The following is a 26,329-nucleotide window of genomic DNA, read 5'->3' on the forward strand; positions in this document are numbered from 1 at the left end:
TAGGTGGTCATTTTGAACTGGAATCAGGTGCTCACTTTAAAACGGAATGGGGTGATCAATATAACCGGAATTTGCAAAGTAGCTCTTTTGGTTTTTTTTGAAGTTCAATTTGCGCCTTTATGCATTTTTGAAATTCTTTTATTTTACAATTAATCCTATTGTAATCTCTAAATCCTAATAATTCAAACTTATGTTCTTCTTTTTTGATACTCAAAAATCCATCATCAGATAAATAATAATCGACAGTAAATATTGAATTTGTATCAGTTGGTGTTGAACTGTCACAGTTCTCATCTATTAGATTTTCGATAAAAAGATTTTGAGTTTTAATATCTCGGGATTTATTGGATATGCTAATTTGCTCTAACTCTTTTAAATACAATATGTTAAATTCAGAGTTCAATAAAATAAGTAATGATAAATCTTTATTTGTTATTTCATTAATAAACTTCATTATCTCAAATGTGGAAGTGTTCAAGATGTTTTTATAAAAATCTTTTAATTCTGTCATGTTTACTTTTCATTTAAATTTCGAACTACTTCCATTACAGGAGTTTTTAGCGACGGTTGCAGTTTATCAAAATATTCTAGCATTTGATAAGCATTATCATATGTTGTTTTTCCTATATATTTTAAGAATACTCTTTCTGTGCCGTGGGCGGTTATATTCATTAAGATAGGCGTCGGTATATGTCCATAAAAATTAGTTGCGAACGAACGTCTGCAGACATGGCTACTTATGACTTCATACTTTGGATATAATTTCTCCACACTTGGTTGCCCCTGTTTAACTTTTTTACGTCCTTTTGTAGGAGAATCTAACTCAGCAATTTCACAAACATCTTTAATGTACTCGTTGAAATGAGTTAAAGATATTTTATAAGGGAAACCGCTTTCAATTATCTCAATAGCCTTAGGCAACAATGGAATCGCAACTAACTTACCTGTTTTTTGTTGTTTCAATTCTATAATTTGCTTCCCGCCTATTTCCTTTATATTCTTGAGAGTAATATTCAACAAATCTCCTCCTCTTTGACCTAGTAAACATCCCAAAAGAAGCCACTTCCTTGCATTTATTAATGCTTCTCGAATAAGAATTGCGTCTGCTATTTTTCCCTGCTCTTCTTCACTTAAAAAAACAATATCTTTCGATTCTCTACTTTCTGAGACACCTTTAATGTTTTTTATTTGAGGAGAAGTTTCAATGTCATTTTTTAAAGCATCAAGACATATAGTCCTGATATTTGCAATATTTTTACCAACATAGTTTGTTGAATACCCTTTTCCGAAAAGCCACATTTTAAACTGTTCAACAAACTTTAGATTTACATCTCTGACAAGTATACTCTTGCCTTTTTGAGTATCGGATTCGTAACGAATAATTGTACTTTTAAACAACTTTAAGTTCTGAACCCTTCCCTTACTTAATCCAAGTTCTTTCTTAGAATTTTGTTTATACGGAGCTTCATCAATATATTTTTGGATATATGTAGTCAATACATCTAATTCTAAAACAGGAATTTTATTATTATATAAATCTATCTGAAGCTGAAGCCAATCTCCGGTAAATTCAATTCCAGAACTTATTCCATCATTATATGAATTTTCAAGAAATACTTTTAGATCTCGTAATTTGCGATTTAGTTTCTTAGAATCTTCATCTTTTAATTTTACTTTCTCTTTATCAGAATCCCAAAAAACAGAATCAATTACGAATCCTGTTTTTCTCCAAAGAAGTCTTTTCCTGTCAATAGAATAGCGAACATATATGTTTGAATTTTTATTTTCGTTGCGAAGTACAAATTTCAATGTAGCCATAGTTATAGATTTAAATCAAATATAATTAGTTTGCTAAACATTTGCTAAGCAGAAAATATATTTGGGCGAATTAATATGATTTATAATGAATTTAAAAAGTCTCAATCCCTTTATTTATAGTACAAATTGAAACATCTAATTTTATAGAAAAACAGGGGTTTTGTCCCCTCCATGGTCACCACTTTTAAACAACCTCTAAAGTCTTTTGATTTTAGAGTTTTTTTATGGTTCGAAAAAATTGCACTTTTTTCTGCGAATCCTGCGAAGTAGCTTAAATACTGAAATAAATGGTTCGTATAACTTAAGGTCAATATAGCTTCTAAAAGACAAAATTTATTAAGTCTTCTTGATTTTTCAATATCTACTCGACTATATTTGTTAGACATTATTATTTTAAATATAAAGATTAATGAAGCAAAATATTTTTCAAATTCTTTCATTATTTAGTTTTGCAATATATGCTCAAGTTCAAGAAATCCCAACAGATATTCTAAAGTATGATCCAAATCTAACTCCTCAAGAGATTATTAGTAATTATTATCCAGATTCAAACTTAGATAATGATTTTCGAACCAATCGTCATTTTTTTGATATGATTAACTTCGATTTAGAAAAAAACAAGCCCGTTAAAAGCGTTAGTTTTACTCTTTCAGATGATAAATCCCCAGCATATCATTATGAATTTGACAAAGAGGGAAAGATTACTTTTATTAATGATTTCGTTGGTGCATGTACACATAGTTATAGTTATTCTAAAAATTTAATAACTATTATTGAATACAGTAAACATTATAATAAAAATATAAAGATAGATTCTGTTTATTTTGATAATAACCAAAATGTTATCAAACAATCACATACTTCATACATGGACAGAAATTCAGAAATTTGTGTACAATCTTTTTTAATAAACAAATATTCTGAAGATAATAAACTAATAAAAAAGTACTTTTACGGCAATCACAAAAAAGACAAACAGACTATAGGATATATATGTTTGTACGAAAACTTCAAGGATTCTATAATTAAAAGGCAACATTATTTATTAAATGAAAACAGCAGCTACCAAGACTTTTTAAACAATCCAAAGTATATTAGCCCTAAATATAATAAAACAGCATATTATGTCAACAATAAAGGCAAAATTTATAAAATCGAATACACTAGTAATGACGATAATCATAAACTGCGAAATTATAAAACAATAATCTACGACAAACTAGGAAGAATTATTGAACTTAATGAATCAGAAAGTAATTATGACCAATCTTTTGAATATGATAATTTTGGAAATCTAAGTCAATACAAAATCGGTAATGATTTTACTAAATATCATTACGACGATAATAGATATATTTCCAGATCAGAAGAAGTATATGGAACTATCCAAAAAACAATAGATTTATCATTTATAAATGATGAATATGGTAACTGGATTAAAATGCTAAATAAACTTGATGGTAGTAGACCAGTTCTAGCACGCAGAACAATTATCTATTATTGAAAATTAATACTTGATCTTAAGTTTTATCGACATTAATACTTTTATTTAATCGATTTATTGAATTTTTCTTTAATTGATTACTTAAATCACTAATCTTAGAAAAGTTTTTAAAAATATTTAACTCTTCTCAACAAGTCATTTAAATACGGTGAGTTTCTTCAAATTTTCAATTAAAAGGTTCGAATTCTGTACCGTCAAGGTCACTTTAAAAAACCTATTTTGTCTTGAAATAGTTTTTTTATACCTCTCCTAAAATTAATCTTAGTTCAACCTGCAACAGGCGTTTTGCAAATCAAACAGCCTAATCCAATAATAAGAAAAATTAAAAAGTCTTCGTCTCAATCATCATTCCACATTTTTCCATACCCTCCTCATCAGCTTTAATATTGAAAACTGTTGCTTTTCAGCAATCTCAATAACTTTTAAATTTTCATTTTGACTATCATCATGATTCCTCATTTCTAATTCAAAAAGCTCATCCTCATTAAGAGGCTGCTTCAAGTCAGCACCACCTTTATGGGGAAACTGAATGTAATTTTCGGGTGGTTTTGGCAATTTACTTTCACATTCCTTTGAACACAAGTTTACGAGAAGAGACAAAACATCAGTACCTACTTTAAGAGAATTCCAAAATTGATTCGTTTGTTTATATATTAAATTCCGACCAAAAACACTACAACCTACCATTTGTCCTTTATATCGTATTGGATTGTGGTTTAAACGCGGAAATTTCATTCTGTTTCTCCTATTACCATACAAAGCCCTTGTACTTACTCTACTATCTTTAAGATTTCTACATTTTGTTATTTCATAAGGTAACCAATGCAAATCATATGAAGTATAAGGATCAAAGTATTTCAAGCGCGTCCATCTCTCCTATTTCTGGCGGGATACGCTTTAGTCTACTTCCATAATCCTATGTTTAATATTACAAATAGCAAATCCAGATTTAATTTAGATATTTTTAGTAAGAATAAAGCTCTTAATAACATATTTTCTCTATATCTATCTAATATCTTTACTCTTAAAATTTTACATTTTTTCTTACTTCTTCTCTAATCACGCTTTTTGTTTTTAAAAATAATTACTAAAACGTTTTATTATATAAGAATTATTAATTTTATACAATTAATTAAGTTTTAAAATAAAAATACAGTTCTTTTTTTATTATTATTGTAAAGTATTGATAATTAAATTATCCATAATATTTACACCATATTTTTAATATTTTGCAATGGAAAGAAGAGACGCACTAAAAAAGATAGCTTATTTGATGGGTGGAGCAATCTCTGCTACAACAATGGGGGTTTTATTTGAAAGTTTTACTGTATACAATCCCGAACAGAATTACACCTATTCATTTTTAGCTACGGACGAAGAAATTCTTGCCGAATTTGCCGAAATTATTTTGCCCACAACCACAAATTCTCCAGGGGCAAAAGCTGCTGGTCTTGGAACTTTAATACCCTTAATTATAAAAGATTGCTACCCTCCTAATCTTCAACAAGTCTTTAAGAAAGGCTATGAAGATATGCTGGCTTTAAGCAAAACGAAATTCAACAAAGAATTCCTAAGTCTTAATGCTCAAGAAAAAAAACTTTTGATGAATGAATTAAAACAACAAACTATAGACAACAACAGAGAACCATCATTCTTTTTAATTGCCAGAGATTTAACTTTATTGGGCTATTTTTCTTCAGAAATTGGGTGCACTGTTGCAAGAGAGTATTTGCCTATACCAGGAAAATACGATGGAAATGTAGACTACATCCCGGGACAGAAAGCTTGGGCAATCTAAAGTCAAAACGTTTTGAACTTATTTTACTAATTTATCAAAAAGACATCGTGAATATCAATACCAATTTAAAGAAACAAAATACTTATGACGCGATTGTTATAGGTTCAGGAATAAGCGGCGGATGGGCTGCAAAAGAACTAACGCAAAAAGGCTTAAAAGTCCTGATGTTAGAACGCGGAAAAAATATCGAGCATATTAAAGATTATGATTCGGCAATGAAAGCGCCATGGGAAATAGCCTATTGTGGACAATTAACGCAGGAACAAAAGAGAACGCATCCAGTACAAACCAGGGATTATCCATATCAACAAGCTAATGAAAGCTGGTGGGTAAATGATTTGGAATGTCCTTACACAGAAGACAAACGTTTTGACTGGTACAGAGGTTTTCATGTTGGCGGAAAATCCTTAATGTGGGGACGTCAAAGCTATCGTTTCAGTGATCTCAATTTTGAAGAGAATAAAAAAGATGGTCACGGAAATGACTGGCCAATGCGTTATAAAGATATTGCACCATGGTATGATTATGTGGAAAAATTTGCGGGAATAAGTGGTCAGAATGAAGGCTGGCCTTTTTTACCGGATGGTCAGTTTTTACCTCCTATGGAAATGAACTGTGTTGAAAGATCTGTAAAAGATCGCATCGAAAAACATTATAACAAATCCAGAATATTGACCATCGGGCGTAGTGCAAATCTTACCGTACCTCATTTAGGAAGAGGCAGCTGCCAGTATAGAAACTTATGCAGCAGAGGCTGTCCTTTTGGAGCTTATTTCAGCACACAGTCCTCTACTTTGCCGGCAGCAATGGCAACTAAAAAATTAACAGTCCGTCCCTACTCGATTGTCAATCACATTATTTATGATAAAGAGACTAAAAAAGCAAAAGGCGTAATGGTTATCGATAGCGAAACGAATGAAAGCATGGAATTTTATGCCAAAATTGTTTTTGTAAACGGATCAACGTTAGGCTCCACATTTGTTTTACTAAATTCAACATCTGAAGCTCATCCAAATGGTTTAGGTAATGGCAGCGGACAGCTTGGGCACAATTTAATGGATCACCACTTTAGATGTGGTGCCGAAGGAACTGTTGAAGGTTTTGAGGATAAATATACCTATGGTCGAAGAGCAAATGGTATTTACATTCCAAGATACCAAAACTTTAATAACGATAAAAGGGATTACTTAAGAGGCTTCGGCTACCAGGGTGCAGCAAGCAGAGGCCATTGGCACAAAGAAGTAGCCGAATTAGACTTTGGCGGTGATTTCAAAGAAATTTTATCCAGACCGGCTGAATCCTGGACAATGGGATTAGGCGGTTTTGGAGAAATGCTTCCTTATTACGAAAACAAAGTATACATCGACCATTCTAAAAAAGACAAATGGGGACAGCCAGTATTAGCAATTGACTGTGAATACAAAGAGAATGAGGCAAAAATGCGCGAAGATATGATGTATGACGCTGCTGAAATGCTGGAAGCTGCTGGCGCCAAAAATGTAAAAGCTTATGATAATGGATGTTATCCAGGAATGACTATCCATGAAATGGGTACAGCCCGAATGGGGAATGATCCAAAAGAATCCGTACTGAACAAATGGAACCAAATGCACGAAGTAAGCAATGTATTTGTTACTGATGGCTCATGTATGCCATCCAGCGCCTGTCAAAATCCTTCATTGACGTATATGGCTTTGACAGCCAGGGCTTGTGATTATGCCGTAAAAGAATTAAAGAAAAAAAACATCTAGATAGTAAGATTATTGAAAATATGAGAAAATTAAAAATGGGAATGATTGGCGGTGGCAAAAATGCTTTCATTGGAGCAGTTCATCGCATTGCAGCCAACATGGACGGATTAATTCAATTGCATTGCGGTGCTTTTAGTTCGAATCCTGATGTATCCCTTGAATCCGGAAAAGAATTAGGTTTATCACAGGATAAATGTTATGAGTCTTACTCCCAAATGATTGAAACCGAAGCAAGATTACCTCCAGAAAAAAGAATGGATTTTGTTTCGATAGTAACCCCAAATCATGCCCACTTTGCTCCTGCTATGCTGGCACTAGAAAATGGCTTTCATGTTGTTTTGGATAAACCCATGACTTTGAGTCTGGAGGAAGCAAAATTATTGGAACAAAAAGTAAAAGAAACCGGTCTTTATCTTTGCTTAACACATACTTACGCCGGCTATCCTATGGTAAAACAGGCTCGTGAAATGGTAGCTAAAAATGATTTTGGAGCTATTCGAAAAATAATGGTTGAATATCCGCAAGGCTGGCTGAGCACTGACTTTGAAAACGCAGGAAACAAACAGGCAGCCTGGAGAACAGACCCATCAAAAAGCGGAATCAGCGGCTGTATGGGCGACATCGGAACTCATGCAGCGCATTTAGCAGAATATATTTCAGGATTGAAAATTACACAAATTTGTGCCGACATCAATACAGTTGTTGCCCACAGAAGACTGGATGACGACGGAAATGTACTTCTTAAATTTGATAATGGTGCCAACGGAATTTTGGTAGCCAGCCAAATTGCCGCCGGAGAAGAAAACAGCTTAAAAATTAAAGTCTATGGCGAAAAAGGCGGCCTGGAATGGCATCAAATGGAACCGAATACTTTAGTCGTAAAATGGCAGGACGCGCCTGCTCAGTTGTATCGTACCGGAAACGGGTATTTAGAACCAATTGCAGCATTTAACACCCGAATTCCAAGCGGACATCCTGAAGGGTACCTTGAAGCTTTTGGAAATTTATACAAAAATTTTGCATTGACTTTACAGGCAAAATTAGCAGGAAAAGAACCATCTGCAGAAATGCTTGATTTTCCAACAGTAGCAGATGGTGTTCGTGGAATGGCTTTTATAGAAAATGTAATTGCTTCCGGAAAATCAACTCAAAAATGGACTGAATTTATAATTTAAATCACAACAAATGACCACAATGCAAGGACCTGCGGTTTTTTTAGCCCAGTTTATATCTGATGAAGCTCCGTTTAATTCTTTGGAAGGGATTTGCCAATGGGCTGCCAGTCTGGATTTTAAGGGAATTCAAATTCCAACATTGGATTCGCGGTTTATTGATTTGCAAAAAGCCGCTGAAAGCAAAACTTATGCTGATGAACTTACCGGAATTGTTGGTTCATATGGATTAAAAATATCTGAACTCTCTACTCATTTGCAAGGTCAGCTGGTTGCTGTTCATCCGGCTTATGATGACTTTTTTGATGGATTTGCTCCACAGGCATTGCGTGGCAATCCAAAAGCAAGACAGGAATGGGCGGTACAGCAATTGCATTATGCAGCAAAAGCTTCTCAAAATTTAGGACTGAATGCGCATGCTACATTTAGCGGTTCCTTATTGTGGCAATATTTTCATCCGTGGCCACAGCGTCCACCCGGTTTAATTGAAGAAGGATTCAAAGAACTGGCCAATCGCTGGCTGCCAATACTGAATGAATTCGATAAAAATGGTGTAGATGTCTGTTACGAAATTCATCCGGGAGAAGATTTATTTGATGGCGAGACTTATGAAATGTTTCTAAAAGCCGTAAACAATCATCATCGCGCCTGTATTCTATATGATCCTTCGCATTTTGTACTGCAGCAACTGGATTATATTCAGTATATCGATTTTTATCATGAACGAATCAAAGCTTTCCATGTTAAAGATGCCGAATTTAATCCCACAGGAAAACAAGGAACTTTTGGAGGTTATCAAAACTGGCTGAATCGCGCAGGACGTTACCGTTCACCCGGCGATGGTCAGATTGATTTTAAAACCATTTTTAGCAAATTAGCGCAATACGATTACAAAGGCTGGGCTGTAATGGAATGGGAATGCTGTTTAAAAAATCAGGAAGACGGTGCCCGTGAAGGAGCCGAATTCATAAAAAAGCACATTATCAAAGTAACCGATAAAGCTTTTGATGATTTTGCTGCCGTCGAAACCAATACACAGCTTAACAGGAGAAATTTAGGATTATAAATTTGTTTAATTAATAGAATATGAAAATTAAAATTTTAGTTGCAATGATAACTTTAGGCAGTTTATGCTCTTTTTCAAATTATGTATCGATTCCGGCACAATATAGTGCTATAGAGCAAACCAAACCTTCTGAAGGAGAAGCTTTAATAAAAAAAGAAGATTGTGCAACCTGTCATAAAATAGATAAAAAAGTAGTCGGCCCATCCTATTTGGATATTGCAAAAAAATATCCAATGAACGATAAAAACATCAAATATATATCTGAGAAAATTACCAAAGGAGGCTCCGGAGTTTGGGGACCAATACCGATGTCAGCTCATACTGCATTAAAAAAAGACGATGCAAAGAAAATTGCAATATACATTCTATCATTGAACAAATAAATTAAGACCTAAATGGATCAGGATTTAAATAAAAATACAGAACCAGAATCTACTCTTCGTAGAGATTTTCTAAAAAAAGGTGTCTTAGCAACAGCTGGCTTAATGATTATTCCCAGGCATGTTATGGGAAGAGGTTTTGTAGCTCCCAGTGACAAATTAACAATTGCCGGTATTGGTGTTGGCGGGAAAGGAAGATCAGATATCGCGTCTTTTGAAAGAAGTGGTATCGCAAATATTGCTTACTTATGTGATGTTGATACCAGAAGAGCTGCGGATAGTGTAAGTGCTTATCCAAAAGCAAAATTTTACAAAGACTGGCGTGAAATGCTGGACAAAGAACATAAAAATTTCGACGCCGTATCGGTTTCAACACCAGATCATAATCATGCTATTCAGGCTTTTTCTGCAATGCAATTAGGCAAACACGTTTATGTGCAAAAACCAATGGCACATGATATCTACGAAGCCCATATGATGACACAGGCGGCTGCACGTTATAAAGTAGTGACGCAAATGGGAAATCAGGGATCATCCAATGATGGAACCCGAATTTTAAAAGAATGGTACGAAGCTGGTTTAATTGGTGATGTACATACGGTTTACGCCTGGACAGACAGACCTGTATGGCCACAAGGAATTCCATGGTCAACAGCAAAAACTGAAATTCCAAAGGAACTGGACTGGGATTTATGGCTTGGTACTGCTCCATATAAAAATTATGTAGATAAGTTAGTACCTTTCAACTGGCGCGGCTGGTGGGATTATGGCACCGGTGCATTAGGAGATATGGGATGTCATTTGATGGAGGCACCATTCTCAGTATTGAATCTGAAATATGCCAAAGATGTGCAGTGCAGTGTTGGCTCTGTGTATGTTGATGAATTCAGAAGAGGCTATTTCCCTGAAAGCTGTCCTCCTTCAAGTCATGTGACCTTAACTTTTCCAAAAACCAATAAAACGAAAGGCGATATCAAAATGCACTGGATGGATGGCGGTATTCAGCCAGAACGCCCAGAAGAATTAGGTGCTAACGAAATCTTCGGTGATGGCGGAAACGGCACTTTATTTATTGGAACAAAAGGGAAAATGCTTTGTGATACTTATAGTGAAAACCCGAGATTATTGCCTTTAAGCCGTAATGAAAATCTAAAAATAAAGGAGAAATATCCACGAGTAAAAGATGGTGCAAACGGACACCAAAAACAATGGATCGAAGGATGTATTGCCGGATATGGTAAAAAAGAACTAAGCTCTCCATTTGAAATAGCAGGTCCTTTAACCGAAGCCTTATTAATGGCCAATCTTGCCGTAAGGGGCTATGACTTGCACAAAGAATATTTAGGCGAGGATGTTTATCCGGGCCGCTCTGTTAAATTACTTTGGGATAATGATGCCAGGAAAGTAACCAATGTAGATGATGTAAATCAATTTGTAAAACGCGATTACCGAGATGGCTGGAAAAACCTCAGCTTCTAGAAAACAGTAAAGAATTAAATAGTAAAACCATGAAAAAGATTATCACAGCAGTATTAGCATTCAGTTTATTACAAACCTTACACGCTCAAAAAGGGTTCAAACCTATTTTTGACGGAAAAACCACAACGGGCTGGCACTCATATGGTAAAACGACAGCAGGTGCAGGATGGAAGGTTGAAGATGGCGTATTGCATTTTGATCCGGAAGCAGCCAAAAATGGTCAGGGAGGGGATTTAGTAACGGATGCTGAATATGAAAACTTTCATTTAAAATTAGAATGGAAAGTCGCTCCTAAAGCGAATAGCGGAATTATTTTTTATGTGAATGAAAACCCTCAAAAGTATAAAAACACTTATGAAACCGGTTTAGAAATGCAGGTATTGGACAATGAGGGTCATCCTGACGGAAAAATAACAAAACACCGTGCCGGAGATTTATATGATTTAATTCAAAGCAAATCAGAACCGGTTAAGCCAGTTGGAGAGTGGAATACTGCGGAAGTTGTTTGTAAAAACGGAAAACTGACTTTCGTTTTGAACGGAGTTATTATTGTTGAAACAGTACTTTGGGACGACAATTTTAAAGCTTTGGTTGCGGGAAGCAAATTCACAGCATGGCCGGCTTTCGGAACATTCAAAAAAGGAAAAATTGCTTTGCAGGACCACGGCGATAACGTATGGTACCGCAATATTTCAATTAAAGAGTGGAATACGATGGAAACTACAACCGGCTGTAAATAAATAATTATTAGCTTTATAACATCTCTAACCAGAATTAACCACTATATATGAATACAACTATCCGAATTAAATTATCTGTAATGATGTTTCTCGAATTTTTTATCTGGGGAGCATGGTTTGTTACTCTTGGCACTTTTTTAGGAAGCAACCTGAAAGCTTCCGGTGCAGAAACAGCAGCAGTTTTTTCTACTCAATCCTGGGGAGCCATCATTGCTCCTTTTATCATAGGTTTGATTGCAGATCGTTATTTTAATGCGGAGAAAATCTTAGGGATTTTACATTTAGCAGGTGCTTTTTTAATGTATCAAATGTATCAGTCGACAGATGTGGGAATGTTCTATATATATGTATTGAGTTATATGGTTTTATATATGCCAACACTGGCTTTAGTAAATTCAGTAGCATTCAATCAGATGAAAGATGCCGAGAAGGAATTTGCAAACATCAGGGTTTGGGGTACAATAGGCTGGATTTTGGCCGGATTAGCTATTAGTTTTGTGTTTCATTGGGATGCTGTAGAAGCTGTTTCTAACGGACTACTTAAAAATACATTCCTATTGGCCGGAATTGCAGCTTTAGTTTTAGGCCTGTTGAGTTTTACTCTGCCGAAAACTCCTCCAAAAGTTAGTCAAGGAAAAATTAAAATCGCAGACATTATGGGTCTTGATGCCTTAAAGCTTTTGAAGGATAAAAATTTCCTGATATTCTTTATTTCATCGATTCTGATTTGTATTCCGTTAGCTTTTTATTATCAAAATGCACACCCTTTCCTTACGGCTGCCGGAGTTGAAAACCCGACAGGAAAAATGGCTATTGGTCAGATCTCCGAAGCGTTGTTTTTATTGTTCATTCCGGTATTTTTTACCCGTTTTGGATTTAAGAAAACAATTCTTGTTGGGATGCTAGCCTGGGCAATACGCTACGTTTTATTTGCTTATGGAAATGGAGGCGATTTGAGTTTTATGCTAATCACAGGAATTGCTTTACACGGAATTTGTTATGACTTTTTCTTTGTATCGGGACAAATTTATACCAATTCAAAAGCAGGCGAAAAATACAAAAGTGCTGCTCAGGGCTTGATAACACTAGCTACTTATGGTATCGGAATGTTGATTGGCTTTGCAGTTGCAGGCTGGATTACAGATAATTACAAAACTGTTGAAGGGGCAATCAATTGGGTAATGGTATGGATAATTCCTGCCGGAATCGCTTTTGCCGTGTTCCTGATTTTTGCTCTTTTATTTCAGGATAAAAACAAACTGGCAAATGAAATTTAAGTATTTTTAAGACAAAAAAATGAGTACAACTTTTAATAGAAGGACTGCTATAAAAGGTATTCTTGCCGGAACTGTGACCTTAGGTGTTCCGGCGGATTTATTAGCTTTGGCTAAGCCTGACGAAAAACTTAAATTAGATTCGATGTTGAAAGGAAGGATTAATCATTCGGTAGCGCGTTGGTGCTTTAATGATTTTGATATTGAAACGCTTTGTTCAGAAGCAAAAAAAATTGGAATCACCGGTATTGATCTGGTTGGGCCAAAAGACTGGCCGGTACTAAAAAAACACAATCTTGTTTCGACTATGTGTAATGGTGCCGAATTAAATCTGGTGGACGGTTTCAACGATCAGAAATTTCATGAACAACTCATTAAAAATTACACCGAAATGATTCCGCTGGTAGCTCAGGCCGGTTACAAAAACCTCATATGCTTTAGCGGAAACACCAGAGGGAAAACAGACGAAGAAGGCTGGAACAATTGTATTCTTGGACTTCAAAAACTGATTCCACTGGCAGAAAAACATAAAGTAACCCTGGTTATGGAATTACTGAACAGTAAAATCAATCATAAAGATTACCAATGCAGCAAAACATACTGGGGAGTAGAATTGGCAAAACGAATCAACTCTGAAAATTTCAAACTGCTCTATGATATTTACCATATGCAGATTGACGAAGGAGATGTTATCAGAACCATTAGAGAAAATCATAAATACATTGCCCACTATCATACAGGCGGAGTTCCGGGTCGAAATGAAATTGATGAAACACAGGAACTCAATTACAGCGCTATAATGAAAGCTATTGCAGACACCGGTTTTACAGGATTTGTAGGGCAGGAATTTATTCCGCTGCAAAAAGATAAAATAGCCTCTTTGAAAAAGGCAATTGCAATTTGTGATATCTAACTTAATAAAGTAAAAACAATGATAAAGAGAAGAGATTTTATAATTAACAGCGGTTTGGCTTTAGGTGCACTGGCAATTGCCCCTTCCCTTGCGTTTTCGGCTAAGCAAAAAAATATTGGACTTCAACTGTATACTTTGAGAGCAGGATTTTCTAAAGATGTTAAAGGCGTTTTAGAACATGTGGCTAAATCAGGCTACAAAGAAGTCGAAACGTATGGATTCTCAACTGACAAGGGCTTTTTTGGCACTTCTGCGAAAGATTTCAAAAAAATACTTGTTGATAATGGTCTTAAAGCGCCAAGCGGACATTATGATTTTAATTCTTTTATAAAAGACAACAATGCTGATTTTCTAAAAGCCTGTATTGAATGCGCAAATCAATTAGGAAGTGAGTACATAACAGTTCCGTATTTAGACGAACAATTAAGAAGCGAATTAGATAGTTACAAACGAATTGCGCAGAAAATAAATGAAGCAGCCGTTTTATGCAAACAATCAGGATTAAAATTAGCCTATCACAACCATGATTTTGAATTTAAAAAGTATGGAAATCAAACAGGATATGATATTTTGCTACAGGAAACAGATAAAAAATTAGTTGATTTTGAACTGGATTTATACTGGGTAGTCCGCTCAGGAAATGATCCTTTGCAAATGTTTAAAGCTAACCCTGGGCGATTTACGATGTGGCACGTAAAAGACATGGATAAATCCAAAGCAGAATGGAATACCGAAATAGGCGAAGGAAGCATCGACTTTAAACCTATTTTCGCACAAGCTAAACTATCCGGCATGAAGCACTTTTTTGTGGAACAGGAAACAAATTACTCTCCAAATCCAACAGATTCTGTTAAAATAAGCCGGGATTTTGTTTCTAAAAATTTAATTTAAGTTACTCATCGCGTAATTTTTATAATTGCACCAATAAAAAAGCCTTTCAAAATCAACGACTTGAAAGGCTTTTAAGCGGAATAAATAATTTACCTAAATTTATTCCTTAATCAATTTTTCTACTTTGCTTCCCTTCTCAGTAGTAATTCTGATAAAGTAAAGACCGTTTTGTTTATTAGAAATATCAAATTTAGTTGTATTGCTATTTTCTATTGAAGTTTGAAGCAGTCTTCCCTGAACATCAAACAATTCAATATATTTCACAACGGTATCACAGTTGATATTTACATTTCCTTTAGTTGGATTTGGATATACTGAAATACTCTTATCTTTTTCAAAATTATCATTTCCTAATGATTCGAAAACGGTTTCTGCCTTATTAGTTTCAATTGGGAAATTGTAATCAAAAAAGATATTAGCCGTTTTGTCTACGTGATCACCATTAAGAAGATCATCTGCGCTTTTTATCTTAAATAAAATGTTTCCATGACCGCCAACAGGGTTTTTCTTTTTGGAAGTGGAAGAAGAAGCCAAATGGATTTTTTCAAAAACAAATTCAACAATATTTCCGTGAATAACAGTCTTCGAAGAATGTGATGAATTTAATAACTGCAAAGAACTAAGATCATATTTGCTTTCGTCAACAGCTATTTTTACGACTATATTTTCAGCTTCATAAGTACCTGTGTTTTCAAAGTTGACAATATAATGCAAATATTCACCGATTGTACTTGGGGAAACGCTTTCACCCTGGAGACACGTAATATCATTAGGATCAAATGAACCTACAACAGTCTGATGATACGTAAAAGTATTATCGGCAGGTGATTCATCCCCGGCAACAGGTGTTATGGCAACTGTAAAGTTGAAGATATCGCCATTATTTACCGCTGGAGTTTCCATCGGACTGTTTACATTAAATTCGAGATCAATGGTACGGCTTTCAAAGGGAAGCAAGCCATTGTAATTCCATTCGAAATTATTCGTTGTTTCGGTATCAACGGCCGGTGTAGCCGAAAGCAAATCCATTTTTGTATCATCAAAAGTCAACTTAATATTTCCTGAAAGCACCTGATTTCCTTTGTTTTTATAAACAATTCTGTAAGTTGAATCAAAGCCCGGTCTTGCAGGAGTAATGGGACTTATCACAATTTCTACATCAGGATGCACACCGTTTGCAGACAAACAAAAGCTTTGATAATTCGTATTATAGTTATTATCTGTAAAGTTGATTGTAGCTGCTGCCGGTGAAATATTAAAAGCTCCTGCATTTTCTATGTTTGGAAAAATACTATAATTTCCTGCCTGCGTGTAGAATTTCGAAGTTCCGTCAGTATTGGTAAAAGCTGAGCCGGTAGTCGTTCCGTCGTTTATATCAATTCTAATATTTGGGTGTAAAGGATCGTTGAGATTACATCCATTGTTATTTCCGTCAAATATAGTAGTTCCTACTAATGTATTGTGCTGACCGCCCGGAGTGAAGCTGCAATAAGAATTAGCGACAGTTGCCGTCATTCCCATACTATTTAATTGCGATTGTACATTGGCTATTTGAGAATCATCTGCACAAATGTAAGTCAGACCCGGATTTCCGGAAAAATCAAGAGTTTCACTACGTCCATTTTTTAGAAACAAATTAGTAAGCAAATTATTAGCACAATACAAACTGGATAGATTATTTAATGCACTTACATCGAGAGTTGAAATTTGATTACCATTACACGCTACATTGTTAAGCATTGGGCAATTGCTTACATTAAGATTGGTAAGCTGATTAAACCTGCAATCAATAGTTCTTAAATTTGATAAAGCACTAATGTCAATATTGGTTAACTGATTATTTCTGCATTCTATATCCAAAAGATTCGTCGATGCACTAACATCAAGAGCAGTAAGCAGATTAACACTGCACCCTAAATGCAGTAATGAAGTTAAAGGACTTAGATCAAGATTTACCAGTTCATTACCGCTGCAGTAAAGACTATGAAGTTTAGTAAGACCGTTTAAATTAAGATTCGAAAGCTTGTTAGCCCCACATTGTAAATAGTTCAGATTGACCAAATTATTGACATCCAAATTTGTTAGCTTATTATTATTACAGCTAAAGTCAGTCAGATTGGTAAAGGTATTTACATCAAGACTGGTTAGTAAATTATTGCCACAATGCAGTTTAGTAAGCTGGTTTAGTCCACTTAAATCTAATGCTGTAAGTGTGTTATAACTACAATTCAATGTTGTAAGATTAGGCATCGTCAAAACATTCAAAGTACTTATCGTATTGTAAGAACAATCTAATTCTTTGATATTCACTAAACCAATCATATTAAGATTAGACAGTTGATTGTGACCATAATTCAAATTTGTCAGCTGAATCAGGCCAATCAAATCTAAACTTGTCAGGAGATTATAAGAGCAATCTAAAGTAGTAAGATTAGTCAAGCCGTTTACAACCAGACTCGGAAGACGGTTTTTGGAACATTTTAATTGTTGCAGAAGCAATAAATTATTTACATCCAAAGAAGTAATTATGTTTCCTAATGCTCCTAATACACCATTGTAACCATAGTTAGAACAGTCTAAATATTTAAGTTTTGTTAATCCGGCTATAGCCAAAGAAGTAATTTGGTTTCCTATTGAAGTAGTTGAAATATGATTCGAACAATCTAAATATTCCAGGTTTGATAATCCGCTTATGTCCAGACTTCCCAAGACGTTATTGTTCCCATCCAGATACTTTAAATTGGGCACACTGCTCAAGTCAATATTGCTAATTTTGTTTATCCCAAAATTCAATGAAGTCAGATTGGTTAAATTGGTTAAATTCAGGCTTGTCAATTTGTTGTTGCTACAGTTTAGTGAAGCAAGATTGTTTAAGCCATTTAAATTTAAACTTGTCAATAGACCGTTTGAACAGTTGATAGATTTGATATTCGTCGTCCCCGAGCCGTTTACAGTAAAACTGGTGGTCTGATTATTAAACATATTAATATTGGCAAGATTGTTAAATCCTGATACATTTAATGTAATGCTTGCCGGGGATAAGTTTAAATTCAGGCTTTCAATAGCAGGAAAACCGTTTAAGGTTAGATCTGAATTGGCACCTGTATATTGAAACGTTTTCAAAGCTGTAAGGTTTGATCCATTGATAACTAAATTATTAGGAAGATAAGAGCAGCTCAAAGTCTTAAGATTGCTTAAACCATTCAGATTTAAAGTTGCAATATGGTTTTCACCACAGCTTAATTCTGTTAAAAGAGTTGTATTGCTTAAATCTAAGCTAGTGATTTGATTGTAAAAGCAATCCAGCTTCGTAAGCTTTGATAAAGTACTAACATCCAGACTGGTAAGCAGGTTATAAGTGCATTCCAGTTGATCCAGATTGGTTAAGCCGGTTAGGTTAAGATTAGCCAAATTATTATAGCTGCAAATCAATGATTTAAGATTGGTTAAGCCGTTTAGATTAAGATTTGTGAGTTTATTAGTTTCACAAAGCAATAATTCAAGACTGGTTAATCCGGTAAGATCAAGACTTGTAAGTTCATTGCTGCTGCAAAATAAAGTTTTAAGACCGGCTGAGCCATTGACATTCAGACTTGTTAGTTTATTATTACTGCAGAATAAAATTTTAAGATTATTTAAACCACTAACATTCAGACTGGTTAATCGGTTTTGATCCAGAAAAAGATTGACAAGATTGGTTAATGTACTGACATTGAATGCAGTCAGATAATTGGCTGAACAATTTAAGTTTGTCAGATTGGTTAAAGCTGTAACATCCAGGTTTAAAAGGATGTTATTGGAGCAATCTAAATTTTTAAGATTGGTAAAACTGGCAACCCCTGTTAAATTAAGAATTCCTGAATTTGAAACTTTCAGCTGATATACCGCGAGAGCTTCATTTGTATCAATTTCTCCATTATTATCAGAATCGATTTTGATCGAAATTCCTGCCGAATTCAGGGCTATGGAGTTCGTGGCATTTGCTTCCAGCAATTTGGCTTTGAAATTTGCATCCGGAATCGAAACATTTTGTGCATTTACTATTGCGCTCAATAGCAGCACAAACAAAAGTATTTTTCTTTGCATAATTAAAAGGTTTATTGGGGATTAGTTTATAGTTGGAGATATATCTTATAAGGATTTGATCAGTTCCTGCAGTTTTTCTTTTTTGCTTTGGGCGATTGGAATGTTACTGTTATCAGCCATAATTACATAACCGCCATCTGATTTTATATATGATTTCAAATAAGAAAGATTAATCAAATGCGATTGATGAATACGTTCAAAACCATGTTCCGTAAGCATTTCTTCGTATTCTTTTAATGTTTTTGAAATCAGAACCGGTTTGTGGTTTTTTATAAAAAACTCGGTATAATTGGCTTTAGCCTCACAACGAATGATATCTGCGACTTCAAACAGATGAATACCGTCACTGGTGGATAAAGCAATACGTTTGAAATTATCTACTTTTTTTCGAATATTTTCAAGCAGTAAATCGATATTTTCAAAAGATTTCTTTTTTCCGGCCGCTTCTTTTATTTTTACTATTGTATCCTGTAACTCTTCGGGATCTACAGGTTTCAGAATAAAATCCAGAGCACTGAACTTAAATGCTTTTAAAGCGTATTGCTCATGAGCCGTAATAAAAACAACATGTGCTTTTAGTTTTCCGTTTACTTTTGAGAGATTTTCCAAAATATCAAAACCTGTACCGTCGGCGAGGTGAATATCCAGAAAAATAACCTGAGGACGCAATTTTTCAATAGCGGCTATTCCTGTTTTGACACTTTCGGCTTCACCCACAATAAAAATATCATTGGTATAACGTTCTAAAAGTGCTTTTAAACCGGTTCTTAAATGTTTATCATCATCTACGAGTAATGCTGTTATCATTGGCTTTGGTTATTATGATATATATTGAACAGGCAAATACAATATTGCTTTTGTACCTGTTTTTTGTGAATTTGTATTCAAGTCCAGAATTTCAATTTTTGCTGATTTAGATGTAATAGATTCCATAATCTTCAGGCGTTTTTTTGTAATATCCAATGCCATTGACTGATGTGCCGTAACTGAATTTTCTTTTAAAAGTTTTGATTCTGAAAGTCCAATTCCGTCATCAGTAATCGTACAGATTAATTGTTCATTTTGTACATCAAAATCCACATTTATTTTTCCTTTTCCTTCTTTGGGAACCAAGCCATGTAGAATAGCATTTTCTACGAAAGGCTGAATCAGCAACGGAGGCAGTCCTACGTTAAATTCTACATTTTCACTTGAATTGATTTCAAATTCAAATTTATTATCAAAACGAAGCTGTTCCAGTTCCAGATAATTCTGAAGACTTTCAATTTCTTTATCAATCGGAATAAGCGAACCTTTAGAATATTCAAGTGTCAGGCGCATCAGTTTCGAAAATTTCGACAAATATTTTAAAGCCGAATCGGTTCCGTTTTGTACAATAAAACTTGAAATTGAGCTCAGGCAGTTGAATACAAAATGTGGATTCATTTGCAAATGCAGGGCTTTCTGTTCGTATTCGGCAAGATCTTTTTTAAGTGTTAATTGCCTTTTAACCTGCATTCGGTTATAAATTACAAGCCCTAAAACAATTAATAATAACGCTCCCAAAATGGAGAAAATAACAAATTGAATTTCTCTTTTGTGCTTTTCAGAAAGCAGGGCTTCTTTTTTCTTGTATTCGTAATTCATTTCAGCTTCAGCAAATTTTTTGGTCATTTCCTGATTGTTGATGCTGTCACGGGCAATAATGAAATTTTTATAATGAAGCAGCGCTGCTTCAGGATTATTTGTTGATTGATACAACTCGCTTAGTAATTCTTCTGAATGAAAAGTCTGATCCAGAACACCAATTTCCTGAGCGTACTCTAATGATTTTGTAGCATAGCGTATCCCTTCATTATATTTTTTCTGTTCCTGCAGCAATAAACCAATGTTGTACAAAGCAAGAGAAGCTCCGAATTTATTCTGAATTTCTTCATACAAAGCCAATGATTTCTGATAGCATTCATTAGCCAAATCAAAGTTCTTTTGTTCTTTATAATAATCTCCTAAATAATTATTAAGCAAAGCAAAACCTCTTTTATTTTCATTTTTAGCGAAACCTCTTTTTGCTTTGTTGTAATAGTGAATTGCATTTTTATATTCGCCAAGCTCAAAATATATTACTCCGATATTAGTTAGCGTCATAGGAGCATTTTGTTCACCCGTAGCAAGCTGAATTTTATAAGCCTCTTTAAGATATTGTAATGCTTTAGGATATTTTTGTTGTGATTTGTAGAGAATTCCAATGTTATTTAAAGCTTTAGAAATACCTGTTTGTTCGTCTATCTGCTGGTATAATCTTAATCCTTTTTCGTAATTTTTCAAGGCCGAGGTATGATTGCTCTGTTCAGAATACACAACCCCTGAACTGCAGTAAGCACGAGCCAGACCACTTTTTATTCTTTTTTGATGAATTTCTTTCCGTAAAGCAGTTTCAAACTCTGACTGAGCATTTTTAAAAAGCTTTAAAGCGTTCGTATAATCCCCAAAAATGACAGAGGCGTTTCCTTTGTTCAGATAGGCTGTAGCCAGTCCAAAATGGTATTCTTTTTTTAAACTGATTGTCATCGCCTTCTGGGCGTAATAGAAAGTAGAATCCGGATCTATCTCCTTGTACAGGTCTGCTATTCTATTATACTGATCAGCTTTTAGCGTATCAATTTTAGTGTTCTTTACAACTTTTTTCAGACTATCAACCTGAATATTTTGGGCATAAGATGTGCTCCAGCTGAAGATACTTAAAAAGAAAACTATTTTACCTGACTTGAAATTCACTGTTTTATTTGCTTGAGTGTCACAAATGTATAATATGTTTTTTAGTATTATAATCTCAATTATTATTTAATGGGTTTTGATTATTATTTGATTCTTCCGGATTATTTTGAAAAACTTAATTAGGACTAAACCTCTTTTAAGAAAGCCAACTTCAATTTTGAATCTGCGAATTATCAGCAAGTCCAGAAACAACAATCATCAAATATTCAACGAAAGAAAATGTTGATTAAAAAAAATCCAACAACTTAACTTTTTTTCATTAAAAAACAGATTAATTAGTAATCTTTTTCTTTTTTTTTAAAAAAAATCTTATACTTTTGACCCGAAATAAATGAATATTACTGCATGAAGAAACTTTACTTTTTACTCCTACTTTTTATATCCATAATTACTACAGCTGCTTATAGTTTTGAAAACAGCAGCAGTAAATTATTTTTACCCCCAACCGTTGATTTCAGTTTTACCAATGATGATGCCTGTTCAGGAACTCCGGTTACTTTTAAGGCTATTGTAAGCGGGACCGTTCCCCTTACTTACAAATGGGAATTTGGGGATGGAGCAACTTCGACCGAAATCAACCCAAGTCACATCTTTACTGCAGTTGGCTGCGGAACTAAAATTTTTAAGGTAAAACTAACTGTTACAGACAGTACTGGTCAGGTAAATTCGAGAATATATGATGTTTCTGTAAAAGAAAAACCCGATTTAAAGTTTACAGACCAGAATGGATCTAGCAAACCTTTTGAAAGATGCGGGGATAATAATTCAAATCCAAAATACACTATTACTGTTGTAAACAGTTCTACTTCTGCTTCATGTGTAACATCCTATAATGTAGACTGGGGTGATGGCAGTACGGAAACAAGTGTCACTTTTCCGAAATCACATCAATATCAAAGATTAGGTTCTTTCAATATGGTGATTACAGGCGTTGGAAACAGCAGCTGTAATAACTCTGTAACTTATGTTGTTAAAAACTCCAATAACCCAATGGGGGCTCTTATCGCACCAGGAAACACAACTAACTTATGTATTCCTGTCGATCCTATGAATTTTGCCATTGGTTCATGGGCACTCAATCCTATTAATACTAATTATTCTGTTAATTATGGAGATGGCAGCCCTATTGATACTTATTCTCAGGCACAACTTGAAAGTTCAGTTTATTATAATAAACTAAATCCTCAGGCCTCACAAAATTTCCCTATTCCACATAAATTCACAAGAGCCAACTGCCCGTCAGGAAGTACGGTAAGTTTAACAATTACAACAGATGGAACTTGCGGAAGTACGGTTCTTAATGCCGGTCCTATTATTATTTTAGACGTACCAGTAATCAGTTTTAGCGTTCCGTCTGTTGCCTGTGTAAATTCAGCTGTCCGTTTTAGTAATTCAACTTATGCGGGTTATACTAATGGCTGTAGTACTCAAAATGTTTATACCTGGGATTTTGGAGATGGTACTACTTCCAGAGAAGTTAATCCATATCACGCATATGCAGCACCGGGAAAATATAAAGTTACCCTTAGAGCTACAACACCATGTGGTGTGGGAATAACTCCTCCTGCACAGGAAATATGTATTGAACCTGTATTGCAGCCTAGCTTTACCTTTGGTAATGCCTGTGCATCAGAAACGGTTCAAATAACAAACACTACAGATACCAATTTAAATTGTGGTGTAGCAAACTATTATTGGGAAGTGACAGGTTACACCCCTGGCTTTTGTGGTAAAGAAACATTCCCCGGAAGCGGAGGACAATGGGACTATGTCAACGGAACAAATTATGAATCTAAAAATCCGGCTTTTAATTTTAGGACTCCTGGAACTTATTATATTCGCTTAAGAACACTTAATTCATGTGGAATTTACCAATATTCTCCAATAACAGCAATTCAAGTAAAAAAGAAACCCGTTATTTCATTAAAGCCAATTTCAGATTTTTGTAAATCGGCTACAATTTATCCTGAAGGGTTAGTTGAAGAAACCTGTTCTCCATCTTCAGAAATTACATATGAATGGAGTTTCCCAGGAGGTACGCCTTCAACTTCTACATTACCGAATCCTGGAGCTATTAATTACACTAAGACAGGTAATTACAGAGCTACTTTTAAGGTTACAAATAGCTGTGGTACAGCAGAAGTATGGAGAGACTTTTCTGTTGATATGGTTCTTTCCCCTGTTATTACTCCAAAAACAGCAAAAATATGCAGCGGTAATACTTTTCAAATCATACCTGTTAGCAACGGAACAACCGATAATGTCCCTGCAGGAACTACTTATGTATGGTCTAATCCCGTGGTTTCTCCGCCGGGTGCAATAAGTGGTGCCAGTGCGCAATCAAGCCCAAGAACAAGCATCAGCCAAACACTGATAAATAATACTGCTGGTACTGCAACGGTCACCTATACTGTATCTCCAATATCGACTTCATGTCCTGGACCTGATTTTACGGTTACGGTAACAGTCGAGCCAACAATAAAAGTTGTACAAACTATAAAAAATGTCACTTGTTACGGATATAGTGATGGTTCTATCAGCCTGACTGTGAGTGGAGGTACACCTCGTACAACAGGGAATCCTTATACGATATCCTGGACAGGTCCTAGCGGATTTACAAGTTCAGATGAGGATATTTCTAATTTAAAAGAGGGTTTATATTTTTTATCAATCACAGATAACGGAGGCTGTCCTTTTATTACTTCATATAATGTCTCACAACCAGGAGAATTTAGAATCACAGGTGAAAGTAAAAACGATATAACCTGCTTTGGATTAAAAAACGGTACCATTAATACCTCTGTAACAGGCGGAACCCCTCCTTATAATTTTGCCTGGACAAAAGATGGAAATCCTTATCCCGGTAATTCCGGAAACCTAAATAACCTTGAAAAAGGTGTCTATCAGGTGAAAATAACAGAAGCCAATAGTTGTGGGGAACTTACAGGAACAAGTTTCACCATTATTGAACCACCATTACTGGAAGTAAAATGGGAAAGTCAGGTTGATGTTTTGTGCTACGGATATAATACCGGTGAAATTAATGTAAGCTCATCAGGAGGAAGACCTGCTCATCGTTACAGCTGGACAGGACCAAACGGATTTAGAAGTAATCTTCAGAATTTAAAGAACCTTTATGCAGGTATGTATAATTTAACGGTTACGGATAATTCAGGCTGTACAGTTACTCTGAAAGTTGAAATACTTCAAAACCCGGAAATTAAATTAAACTACTCTGTTACTCACTTAACTTGTTACAGTGTCAGGGATGGAGTTATTAAAATTAATGGTATTACCGGTGGTGTTCCTTTTGCAACGGGCGATCCGTATATTATAAAATGGAGCAATTTAGGAACTGGCATGGAACAGTCTAATTTGTCTGCAGGAAACTACCTAATTACCATTACTGATGCCTTGGGATGTCCGAAAGATTTTCCAATAACGGTTAACAATGCGCCGGTATTTATGATTAATCCGGATTTTCAAAATATTTCGTGCCATGGAGCCAATGATGCACACATCCGTCTTAATCTTGTTGGCGGACAGGCACCACTTAAACTGGAATGGAGTGATGGTTCTACAGCCGGAATTGAAAGGAATAATCTTGGTCCCGGAAGTTATAAAGTAAAAATTACCGACGCCAAATTATGTGTAATTGAGGCAGAATATATTGTTGTTGATCCGCTTGAATTAGAAATAAGAGGAGATGTTTCAAACCCGCTTGACTGCGTTAAAGCAAATACAGGTGTTATAGACCTTGTTGTTACGGGAGGTACCGCTCCTTACACTTATGCATGGTCTAATGGAGCACGAACTGAAGATTTGAACCAGCTTACACCAGACAACTATACGGTTACGGTAACAGATTCAAGAGGCTGTAAAAAATCAGATACTTTTAAAATTATCCGATTCGAACAGCTTACACCTACAATTGAAGTCTTAACTGATTTTAATTGTGAGACCCGATTTGTCGATCAGACATTCGTAGGACATGTCAAGGGAGGAATTCCTCCATATACTTTAAAATGGTCAGACGGAGTTGTTTCCGGAGTTAATGGTGAAATAATGAAAACCGATAATAAAGGGTTAATCATTTTTACCGTTACCGATAGTTTTGGCTGTACAGCCGATGTAAATCATAAAGTGCTTAAACCTGTTTTGGGTGTGGCAAACTTTTCTACCAGTTCTTATGGAAAGGAAATGTTTGACCTTTATGCGATTTACGATCCGGTTAAATTTACAAATTTAGCCACGGGAGATTATACAAGCACATCTTGGGATTTTGGAGACGGCAATTTTTCTACAGAAACAAATCCAGAGCACATTTATACCAGAGAAGGTACTTATACCATAAAACAAGTCGTTAATTATCCTTTTGGTTGCAGCTATTCTTATGAAACTAATATTCTTGTAGAAAAAGGATACAAACTGGTTATGCCAAACGCTTTTACACCGAATAATGACGGAATCAATGATTCATTTGCACCTGTATTTCAGGGACTGAATAATGTAACCCTTGATATCTATGATACATGGGGAGGTATTATTTATACAGAGACAGGTGTAAACATTCATGGATGGAGAGGAAAAATTAAAGATCTGGATGCTGAAAACGGCAATTATTATTTCAGGATAACGGCCAAAACCTTCTACAACCATACCATAACAGAAAAAGGATCATTAACATTAATTAAATAAAAGCA

Annotated in this window: 18 protein-coding genes; 12 read left to right on the forward strand and 6 right to left on the reverse strand. The window is 35.0% G+C overall.

Annotated features, from left to right (window positions below; genetic code table 11):
- Positions 1-55: 55 nt before the first annotated feature.
- On the reverse strand, positions 56-511 hold the full coding sequence (locus GXM16_RS07070; protein WP_163393706.1) for a hypothetical protein: 456 nt from the start codon (positions 509-511) through the stop codon (positions 56-58).
- Positions 512-513: 2 nt separating this feature from the next.
- The gene (locus GXM16_RS07075; protein ID WP_163393707.1) at positions 514-1,818 is read right to left on the reverse strand and encodes a phage integrase SAM-like domain-containing protein; all 1,305 of its coding nucleotides are present in this window, start codon (positions 1,816-1,818) and stop codon (positions 514-516) included.
- A 409-nt stretch (positions 1,819-2,227) separates the two neighbouring features.
- Between GXM16_RS07075 and GXM16_RS07080 the strand changes: the two genes are divergently transcribed.
- Positions 2,228-3,322, forward strand: coding sequence for a hypothetical protein (locus tag GXM16_RS07080; RefSeq protein WP_163393708.1), 1,095 nt, complete (start codon positions 2,228-2,230; stop codon positions 3,320-3,322).
- A gap of 345 nt (positions 3,323-3,667) precedes the next feature.
- Here GXM16_RS07080 and GXM16_RS07085 read toward each other — a convergent pair whose 3' ends face one another.
- Positions 3,668-4,057 carry a hypothetical protein gene (locus tag GXM16_RS07085; protein ID WP_163393709.1) on the reverse strand — a complete coding sequence of 130 codons (390 nt, stop codon included), beginning with the start codon at positions 4,055-4,057 and terminating at the stop codon, positions 3,668-3,670.
- A gap of 499 nt (positions 4,058-4,556) precedes the next feature.
- Between GXM16_RS07085 and GXM16_RS07090 the strand changes: the two genes are divergently transcribed.
- From GXM16_RS07090 to GXM16_RS07135, 10 genes are read left to right on the forward strand one after another with little or no spacing between them, the layout of a single operon-like run.
- Entirely contained in the window at positions 4,557-5,120 is a 564-nt protein-coding gene (locus tag GXM16_RS07090) for a gluconate 2-dehydrogenase subunit 3 family protein (protein WP_163393710.1), read from the forward strand.
- Between the two features lie 47 nt (positions 5,121-5,167).
- Positions 5,168-6,871: a GMC oxidoreductase gene (locus tag GXM16_RS07095; RefSeq protein WP_208797378.1), complete on the forward strand. Its 1,704-nt coding sequence runs from the start codon at positions 5,168-5,170 to the stop codon at positions 6,869-6,871.
- Positions 6,872-6,891: 20 nt separating this feature from the next.
- Positions 6,892-8,046 (forward strand): Gfo/Idh/MocA family protein, encoded by a 1,155-nt coding sequence (locus GXM16_RS07100; protein WP_167519854.1) that lies wholly within the window; start codon positions 6,892-6,894, stop codon positions 8,044-8,046.
- A gap of 10 nt (positions 8,047-8,056) precedes the next feature.
- Positions 8,057-9,109, forward strand: a complete 1,053-nt coding sequence (locus GXM16_RS07105) for a sugar phosphate isomerase/epimerase family protein (protein ID WP_163393711.1) — start codon at positions 8,057-8,059, stop codon at positions 9,107-9,109.
- A gap of 20 nt (positions 9,110-9,129) precedes the next feature.
- Complete coding sequence (locus GXM16_RS07110; RefSeq protein ID WP_163393712.1) at positions 9,130-9,492, forward strand: c-type cytochrome; 363 nt, start codon at positions 9,130-9,132, stop codon at positions 9,490-9,492.
- 12 nt (positions 9,493-9,504) lie between these two features.
- On the forward strand, positions 9,505-10,968 hold the full coding sequence (locus tag GXM16_RS07115; protein WP_163393713.1) for a Gfo/Idh/MocA family protein: 1,464 nt from the start codon (positions 9,505-9,507) through the stop codon (positions 10,966-10,968).
- A gap of 29 nt (positions 10,969-10,997) precedes the next feature.
- Positions 10,998-11,708, forward strand: coding sequence for a 3-keto-disaccharide hydrolase (locus tag GXM16_RS07120; protein ID WP_163393714.1), 711 nt, complete (start codon positions 10,998-11,000; stop codon positions 11,706-11,708).
- A 47-nt stretch (positions 11,709-11,755) separates the two neighbouring features.
- The gene (locus GXM16_RS07125; RefSeq protein ID WP_163393715.1) at positions 11,756-12,985 is read left to right on the forward strand and encodes a nucleoside permease; all 1,230 of its coding nucleotides are present in this window, start codon (positions 11,756-11,758) and stop codon (positions 12,983-12,985) included.
- A gap of 19 nt (positions 12,986-13,004) precedes the next feature.
- Positions 13,005-13,895, forward strand: a complete 891-nt coding sequence (locus tag GXM16_RS07130) for a hydroxypyruvate isomerase family protein (RefSeq protein WP_163393716.1) — start codon at positions 13,005-13,007, stop codon at positions 13,893-13,895.
- Between the two features lie 18 nt (positions 13,896-13,913).
- Positions 13,914-14,786: a sugar phosphate isomerase/epimerase family protein gene (locus GXM16_RS07135; RefSeq protein ID WP_163393717.1), complete on the forward strand. Its 873-nt coding sequence runs from the start codon at positions 13,914-13,916 to the stop codon at positions 14,784-14,786.
- A 99-nt stretch (positions 14,787-14,885) separates the two neighbouring features.
- On the opposite strand, the gene GXM16_RS07140 is transcribed toward GXM16_RS07135, so the two are convergent.
- Genes GXM16_RS07140 through GXM16_RS07150 form a run of 3 tightly spaced genes read right to left on the reverse strand, consistent with a single transcriptional unit; the run spans position 14,886 to position 21,626 of the window.
- Positions 14,886-18,872: a T9SS type A sorting domain-containing protein gene (locus GXM16_RS07140; protein ID WP_163393718.1), complete on the reverse strand. Its 3,987-nt coding sequence runs from the start codon at positions 18,870-18,872 to the stop codon at positions 14,886-14,888.
- Positions 18,873-18,917: 45 nt separating this feature from the next.
- Positions 18,918-19,679, reverse strand: coding sequence for a LytR/AlgR family response regulator transcription factor (locus tag GXM16_RS07145; protein ID WP_163393719.1), 762 nt, complete (start codon positions 19,677-19,679; stop codon positions 18,918-18,920).
- A 12-nt stretch (positions 19,680-19,691) separates the two neighbouring features.
- Positions 19,692-21,626, reverse strand: a complete 1,935-nt coding sequence (locus GXM16_RS07150; protein WP_163393720.1) for a tetratricopeptide repeat-containing sensor histidine kinase — start codon at positions 21,624-21,626, stop codon at positions 19,692-19,694.
- 345 nt (positions 21,627-21,971) lie between these two features.
- Between GXM16_RS07150 and GXM16_RS07155 the strand changes: the two genes are divergently transcribed.
- Positions 21,972-26,324, forward strand: coding sequence for a PKD domain-containing protein (locus GXM16_RS07155; RefSeq protein ID WP_163393721.1), 4,353 nt, complete (start codon positions 21,972-21,974; stop codon positions 26,322-26,324).
- Positions 26,325-26,329 lie beyond the last annotated feature (5 nt).

The organism is Flavobacterium limi (genome assembly GCF_010645075.1).
Lineage (GTDB): Bacteria > Bacteroidota > Bacteroidia > Flavobacteriales > Flavobacteriaceae > Flavobacterium > Flavobacterium limi.

Coding starts and splice junctions, on each gene's coding strand:
- GXM16_RS07120 (WP_163393714.1), top strand. CDS start 10,998: ATGAAAAAGATTATCACAGCAGTATTAGCATTCAGTTTATTACAAACC.
- GXM16_RS07140 (WP_163393718.1), bottom strand. CDS start 18,872: ATGCAAAGAAAAATACTTTTGTTTGTGCTGCTATTGAGCGCAATAGTA.
- GXM16_RS07125 (WP_163393715.1), top strand. CDS start 11,756: ATGAATACAACTATCCGAATTAAATTATCTGTAATGATGTTTCTCGAA.
- GXM16_RS07115 (WP_163393713.1), top strand. CDS start 9,505: ATGGATCAGGATTTAAATAAAAATACAGAACCAGAATCTACTCTTCGT.
- GXM16_RS07135 (WP_163393717.1), top strand. CDS start 13,914: ATGATAAAGAGAAGAGATTTTATAATTAACAGCGGTTTGGCTTTAGGT.
- GXM16_RS07100 (WP_167519854.1), top strand. CDS start 6,892: ATGAGAAAATTAAAAATGGGAATGATTGGCGGTGGCAAAAATGCTTTC.
- GXM16_RS07155 (WP_163393721.1), top strand. CDS start 21,972: ATGAAGAAACTTTACTTTTTACTCCTACTTTTTATATCCATAATTACT.
- GXM16_RS07070 (WP_163393706.1), bottom strand. CDS start 511: ATGACAGAATTAAAAGATTTTTATAAAAACATCTTGAACACTTCCACA.
- GXM16_RS07145 (WP_163393719.1), bottom strand. CDS start 19,679: ATGATAACAGCATTACTCGTAGATGATGATAAACATTTAAGAACCGGT.
- GXM16_RS07075 (WP_163393707.1), bottom strand. CDS start 1,818: ATGGCTACATTGAAATTTGTACTTCGCAACGAAAATAAAAATTCAAAC.
- GXM16_RS07080 (WP_163393708.1), top strand. CDS start 2,228: ATGAAGCAAAATATTTTTCAAATTCTTTCATTATTTAGTTTTGCAATA.
- GXM16_RS07130 (WP_163393716.1), top strand. CDS start 13,005: ATGAGTACAACTTTTAATAGAAGGACTGCTATAAAAGGTATTCTTGCC.
- GXM16_RS07105 (WP_163393711.1), top strand. CDS start 8,057: ATGACCACAATGCAAGGACCTGCGGTTTTTTTAGCCCAGTTTATATCT.
- GXM16_RS07110 (WP_163393712.1), top strand. CDS start 9,130: ATGAAAATTAAAATTTTAGTTGCAATGATAACTTTAGGCAGTTTATGC.
- GXM16_RS07090 (WP_163393710.1), top strand. CDS start 4,557: ATGGAAAGAAGAGACGCACTAAAAAAGATAGCTTATTTGATGGGTGGA.
- GXM16_RS07085 (WP_163393709.1), bottom strand. CDS start 4,057: ATGAAATTTCCGCGTTTAAACCACAATCCAATACGATATAAAGGACAA.